The sequence below is a fragment of the Embleya sp. NPDC059213 genome, assembly GCF_042754445.1.
Lineage (GTDB): Bacteria > Actinomycetota > Actinomycetes > Streptomycetales > Streptomycetaceae > Embleya.
The window spans coordinates 1-5,841 of record NZ_JBHZAV010000330.1; the positions used below are offsets into that span (position 1 = coordinate 1).

A 5,841-nucleotide genomic window follows, 5' to 3' on the forward strand; every position below is an offset into this window, starting at 1 on the left:
GACCGTGGGGCTCGGAAGTGGCACCCCGAGGCGGGCGCGGAGCGCGGCGACCGTGGGGCTCGGAAGTGGCACCCCGAGGCGGGCGCGGAGCGCGGCGACCGTGGGGCTCGGAAGTGGCACCCCGAGGCGGGCGCGGAGCGCGGGGGTGGCGCTCCGGGGTGGGTGTTGGTGGTTCAGGGTCGGCGGAGGGCGGCGAAGGCTCGGTTGGGGTGGGTCCAGGTTTCGGTCATGGTGAAGTGGTGGGCGCGGGCCAGGACGCGTAGGGCCGGGGTGCCGATGCGGGCCCAGCGGAACGCGCCGCCGTGGCAGCCGTGGTCGTCCTCGACGCGGGCGGCGAAACGTTCGTGTACGTCCTGGGCGTCGGTCTCCACCACGAGCAGGCCGCCTGGGGCGAGCAGGCCGTGCATGCGGTCGAGCAGCCGGCCGGGGTCGCCGCCGATGCCGATGTTGCCGTCGGCGAGGAGCGCCGCCGCCCAGCGACCCTCGCCCGGCAGCGGCTCGAACACCGACCGGCACAGCGCGGTGGCGCCGGCGGCCAGGGCCCGCGCGACGGCGGCCGGCACCGGGTCGATGCCGAGCGCGGTCACTCCTCGGCGACTCAGGGCCGCGGCCAGTCGACCCGGGCCGCAGCCGACGTCCAGGGTGGGACCGGTGCATCGGGCGAGCATGGTGTCGTCGGCGGTGTCCGGGTCGGCGCACCAGCGGGCCAGTTCCAGGCGTTGTCGACGGTGGCCGTGGCGGCGTACGTAGAGCGCTCCGCCTTCGCGCAGGGCGACCGCGTACGGGTCGGTCCCGGCGCCCGCCGGCCCGTCGGCCGTCGTACCGGCCCGCGTGGCCGCCGGGAGGTCGGCCGTGCGATCGGGTTCGCGCACCAGGGTCATGCGTACACCTCCCCGCCGAGCAACGCGCGGGCCACGCCGGCGCAGTGCGAGTCGGGGATGTCACGGGTGACGGCGGCCAGGTCGGCGACCGTGTCGATGTCGGTCAGGGTGGGCAGGTCGCGGACGGTCAGCCCGGCGGCGAGCAGCCGCGCGCGCTGGATCGCGCCGGTCCTCGGCACCGACATCGGCACGCCGGGAAACACCGACGGGTCCGGCTCGCGCAGCCCGATCGCCCAGAATCCGCCGTCGGTCGCCGGGCCGAACCACGCGTCGGCGGCCGACCAGTCCACGGTCAGCAGTTCGGGAGTGATCTGCGGGGTGTCCATGCCGACCAACAGGGTCGGCCCGGTACAACCGGCGAACGCGGCGGCCAAGCGCAGATCCAGGCCGCCGAGCCCCTGGGGCACCACGTCGAAGCCGGCGGGCAGCCACGGTCCGGGCTCGCCGGCGAGCACCAGTACGCGACGGCGGGCGGGCGTCGCCAGTACGGCCGCGAGCGTGTCGGTGAGCGCGGCCTCGGCCACGGTCGCGGCCTGGTCCGGGGTCAGCGGCGGGGTCAGCCGGGTCTTGACCCGACCGGGCAGCGGCGCCTTGGCGATCACCACGAGGGTGCTCATGCGGGCCGCCCCGCGCGGGCGAGCACGGCGCTCATGTCCCGAACCGCGGTGACCGTGCCCCGGACCGTACCGGTGACCTTCGAGCGGCCGGAGCGCGGCAGATAGCGCACGTCCACCTCGGCGATCCGCCAGCCGGCGTCGGCGGCGCGGACCACGGTCTCCAACGGATAGCCGGAGCGGCGATCCACGACCTCCAAGGCGAGCAGGTCGACGCGCCGGGCGGCCCGCATCGGCCCGAGGTCGCGCAGCCGAGCGCCCGTGCGCCCGCGCAACCGCCGAGCCAGGACGGCGTTGGCCAGGCGCGCGTGCGGCGGCCAGGAACCCAGGGTCTGGGGGCGGCGGCGGCCGAGCACCAGATCCGCGGCGCCGGCGAGCACGGGGTCGGCGACCTCGGGCAGTTGGCCGGGGTCGAGCGACGCGTCGCAGTCGCAGAAGCACACGACCGGCGCGGTCGCCGCGAGCAGCCCCGCGTGGCAGGCCGCGCCGAACCCGCGCCGCTCCTCGACCACCACGTGGGCGCCGAACGAGCGGGCCAGTTCGGCCGAGCCGTCGCGCGAGCCGTTGTCCACGACGATCGGGCGATATCCGGCGGGCATCCGGGCCAGCACCCACGGGAGCGCGTCGGCCTCGTCGAGGCACGGCAACACGACGTCCACGCGGGGCACGGCGGGGGGCGTTTCGGACGGCATCTCGGCAGGCGTTCCGGAAGGTGTTCCGGAAGACGTGTCGGAGGTCGTTCCGGAAGACGTCTCGAAGGTCGTGCCGGAAGACGTCTCGAAGGTCGTGCCGGGATGCTCGACGGGAGGCGTGGCGGGATGCGCTGAAGAGGCTTCCATGCGGCTCACGCTAGATACGCACCAGCCGCATACCCAGGCATGACGTGCTTACGGAGTGCTGACGTCGCGGCGATACGGCCATGTGGGTTACGGCCCTCTTACGGATCGACCGCCCGCCGGAATCGTCCCCCTTCGCGCACCTACACTCGCCGGCATGAAGGTGCTCGTCGTCGACGACGATCCGACCGTGGCCGAGGTCGTCGTCGGCTATCTCGAACGCGCGGGGTTCCGCACGGCGCACGCCGCCGACGGGCCCGCCGCGCTCGATCTGGCGTTCGCCGAAATGCCGGACCTGGTGGTGCTCGACCTGATGTTGCCGGGCATGGACGGGCTGGACGTCTGCCGGCGGCTGCGCGAGCGCGGTCCGGTGCCGGTGGTCATGCTGACCGCACTGGGCGACGAGGGCGACCGGGTGCTCGGCCTGGAGGTCGGCGCGGACGACTACGTCACCAAGCCGTTCAGTCCGCGTGAGCTCGTGCTGCGCGTGCAGTCCGTGCTGCGCCGGGTCGCGGCCCCGGCTGCGGCGGCGCCCGTACTGCCGTCGGTGTTGCGGCACGCGGACATCGAGGTGGACGTCGCCGCCCACCGGGTGCTTCGTGCCGGTCGCGAACTCTCGCTCACCGCACGCGAGTTCGACCTGTTGTGCTTCTTTCTCGGCAGTCCGGGCCGGGCCTTTTCCCGGGACGAGTTGATGCGCCGGGTCTGGGGCTGGGAATTCGGCGACCAGTCGACGGTGACCGTGCATGTGCGTCGGCTGCGGGAGAAGATCGAGGACGACCCGGCCGCTCCCCGACTCCTGGTCACCGTGTGGGGCGTGGGGTACCGACTGGAGGTCGAGTCCGCGTGCCCGTGAAGGATTTCGCACTGATCTGCCTGATCGCGGCGGGCAGCGGGCTCGGGGTCACCCTGCTGGGCCTGCTCGGTTTGCGCGCGCTGCGCAATCGCTCGCTCTCGGTCGCACTGGCCGCGATGTCGATGGTCACGATAGCCGGCATGGCCGCGGGTACGGTCGGGGTCTCCCAGGCGATGTTGCTCTCCTCGCACGACCTGACCGTGGTGATGGTGGTCTGCGCGGTCTCGGCGGTGCTCGCGATCGGCGTGGCGATGTTGCTCGGCCGCCCGGTGGTGGCCGACGTGCGGGCGCTGCGGGGCACCGCGCGGGCACTCGGCGGCGGCCCGTCCGGACCGCCGCACCGGATCTCGGCCGTGGCCGAACTCGCGGAATTGGGACGGGAGTTGGAGCGTGCCGGAGTGCAGCTCAGCGAATCCAGGGAGCGCGAGCGGGCAGTCGAGCACGCCCGGCGCGAGCTGATCGCGTGGATCTCGCACGACCTGCGCACCCCGCTCGCGGGTCTGCGTGCGATGGCCGAGGCGCTGGAGGACGGGCTGCCGGAGGATCCGGCGCGCTACCACCGACGGATCAGGACCGAGGTGGATCGGCTCAGCGGGATGGTGGACGACCTGTTCGAGTTGTCCCGGATCCAGGCGGGCGCGCTGAAGCTGACCCTGGCGCGGGTCTCGCTCTACGACCTGGTGGCGGACGCGATGGCGGGTACGGAGGAGTTGGCCCGGTCCTGCTCGGTTCGGGTGGCGGGCGAGGACATCGCCGCGGTACCGGTCCGGGTGGACGGCCGCGAGATGTCCCGGGCGTTCACGAATCTCCTGGTCAACGCGATCCGGCACACCCCCTCGGACGGCACGGTCGCGGTCGGCGTACGCACCGCCGAGAACGAGGTCGTGGTCTCGATCACCGACGCATGCGGCGGCATCCCCGAGGAGGACCTCCCCCGAGTCTTCGACACCGGCTGGCGCGGCACCCACGCCCGCACCCCGGCCCCCGGCGGCGGCGCGGGCTTGGGCCTGGCCATCGTCCGAGGCATCGTCGAAGCCCACGCGGGACAGGTGGGCGTGGCGAACACGGGAATGGGCTGCCGCTTCGAGGTGAGACTGCCGGCGGGGTGAGGGTGGCGTTGGGGGCGGGGGCGCGCGAGGGGATCGGGTGGGCGGTGGTCGTGGGCTGGGTCCGACACCAGACCTGAAATCGTGAGCGAAGCGAGCCGGTCAGCGGAAATGCAAGCCAAGCCCGACACCGGGAGCGAGATCGCAAGCGGAGCCAGTGGGTGGACGGTGGTCGCGGGCCGGGCTCGACGCCTGGGGCGAGGTCGTGAGCGAAGCGAGCCGGTGGCGGCGGTCGTGGGCCGAGCCCGACAGCCGACCCGAAACCGCGAGCGCAGCGAGCCGGTGGGCTGACACGAAACGCAAGCCTGGCCCGACACCTCGGGCGAGGTCCGAGCGCAGCGAGTCGGTGGGCGGCGGTCGCGGGCTGTGCCCCGACACCCGACCCGAAACCGCGAGCGCAGCGAGCCGGTGGACCTCGATCGCCTGGCGAGCCCGGCGCCTCGGGCGAGGTCGCGAGCGGAGCGCGGGTGGACGGCGGTCACGGGCTGGGCCCCGACACCCGAGCCGAAATCGCGAAGGGAGCGAGCCCGTCAGCCCGAAATGCAAGCCGAGCCCAATACCGGGCGCGAGATCGCAAGCGCAGCGAGTCGGTGGGCGGCGGTCGCGGCCGGCCTCGACGCCTGGGGCGAGGTCGCGAGCACAGCGAGCCGGTGGGCGGCGGTCGCGGGCCGAGCCCGACACCCGACCCGAAACCGCGAACGGAGCCAGTGGGCTGACACGAAACGCAAGCCTGGCCCGACACCTCGGGCGAGGTCGCGAGCGCAGCGAGTCGGTGGGCAGCGGTCGCGGGCCGAGCCCGACACCCGAGCCGGAGTCGCGAGCGGAGCGAGCCGGCGGGCCCGGTCGCATGGCAAGCCCGACACCCAGGCAAGGTCGCGAGCGGAGCGAGTCGGTAAGCGGCAAATCGCATGCCGAGCCCAACACCGGGAGCGAAATCGCACACGCAGCGATTCGGTAGGCCCGGCACGCGAACCAAGCCCGACACCCGACCTGAAGTCGTGAGCAAAGCAGGCGCGCCGACACGAAACGCAAGCCTGGCCCGACGCCTCGGGCAAGGTCGCGAGCGCAGCGAGTGGGTAGGAAGGGTGGTCACAGGCCGGGCCCAACACCCGAGCCGGAGTCGCGAGCGGAGCGAGACGGTGGACCCTGGTCGTGGGCCGGGCCCGACGCCCGAGCCGAGGTCGAGAGCGCGGCGAGTCGGTGAGCGGCAATCGCATGCCGAGCCGGACACCCGACCTGGTCGCGAGCGCAGCGAGCGGGTGGGCAGGGTGGTCACGGGCCGGGCCCGACACCCGACCCAAGGTCGTGAGCGGAGCGAGCGGGTGGGCCCGGTCGTGGGCCGAGCCGACACCCGGGCCGGGGTCGTGAGCGGAGCGAGCCGGTGGGCCCCGGTCGTGGGCCCGACCCCACACCCGAGCCGAGGTCGCGAACGCAGCGAACCGGTGGACCCCGGTCGCAAACCCGACCCCACACCCGAGCCGAGGTCGCGAACGCAGCGAACCGGTGGACCCCGGTCGCAAACCCGACCCCACACCCGAGCCGGGGTCG

Annotated in this window: 5 protein-coding genes; 2 read left to right on the forward strand and 3 right to left on the reverse strand. The window is 73.9% G+C overall.

The window, feature by feature from the left end; genetic code table 11:
* Nucleotides 1-173: 173 nt before the first annotated feature.
* The 3 genes from ACFXMF_RS46395 to ACFXMF_RS46405 are packed head-to-tail and all read right to left on the reverse strand — an operon-like array spanning nt 174 to nt 2,187.
* Nucleotides 174-881 (reverse strand): class I SAM-dependent methyltransferase, encoded by a 708-nt coding sequence (locus ACFXMF_RS46395; protein WP_379991014.1) that lies wholly within the window; start codon nt 879-881, stop codon nt 174-176.
* Nucleotides 878-1,498, reverse strand: coding sequence for a DUF2064 domain-containing protein (locus ACFXMF_RS46400; RefSeq protein ID WP_379991013.1), 621 nt, complete (start codon nt 1,496-1,498; stop codon nt 878-880). The genes ACFXMF_RS46395 and ACFXMF_RS46400 overlap by 4 nt, the downstream gene beginning before the upstream one ends.
* Entirely contained in the window at nt 1,495-2,187 is a 693-nt protein-coding gene (locus ACFXMF_RS46405; protein WP_379991012.1) for a glycosyltransferase family 2 protein, read from the reverse strand. Before ACFXMF_RS46405 ends, ACFXMF_RS46400 begins: the two co-directional genes overlap by 4 nt.
* A 301-nt stretch (nt 2,188-2,488) precedes the next feature.
* On the opposite strand from ACFXMF_RS46405, the gene ACFXMF_RS46410 reads away from it, so the two are divergent.
* Both ACFXMF_RS46410 and ACFXMF_RS46415 read left to right on the forward strand, forming a co-directional pair.
* The gene (locus ACFXMF_RS46410; protein ID WP_360323377.1) at nt 2,489-3,187 is read left to right on the forward strand and encodes a response regulator transcription factor; all 699 of its coding nucleotides are present in this window, start codon (nt 2,489-2,491) and stop codon (nt 3,185-3,187) included.
* The gene (locus ACFXMF_RS46415; RefSeq protein WP_360323381.1) at nt 3,184-4,296 is read left to right on the forward strand and encodes a HAMP domain-containing sensor histidine kinase; all 1,113 of its coding nucleotides are present in this window, start codon (nt 3,184-3,186) and stop codon (nt 4,294-4,296) included. The genes ACFXMF_RS46410 and ACFXMF_RS46415 overlap by 4 nt, the downstream gene beginning before the upstream one ends.
* The last annotated feature ends 1,545 nt before the right edge of the window (nt 4,297-5,841 follow it).

Excerpts from the sequence above, each read along its gene's own strand:
- ACFXMF_RS46395 (WP_379991014.1), bottom strand. The coding sequence starts at position 881 with ATGACCCTGGTGCGCGAACCCGATCGCACGGCCGACCTCCCGGCGGCC.
- ACFXMF_RS46400 (WP_379991013.1), bottom strand. The coding sequence starts at position 1,498 with ATGAGCACCCTCGTGGTGATCGCCAAGGCGCCGCTGCCCGGTCGGGTC.
- ACFXMF_RS46405 (WP_379991012.1), bottom strand. The coding sequence starts at position 2,187 with ATGCCGTCCGAAACGCCCCCCGCCGTGCCCCGCGTGGACGTCGTGTTG.
- ACFXMF_RS46410 (WP_360323377.1), top strand. The coding sequence starts at position 2,489 with ATGAAGGTGCTCGTCGTCGACGACGATCCGACCGTGGCCGAGGTCGTC.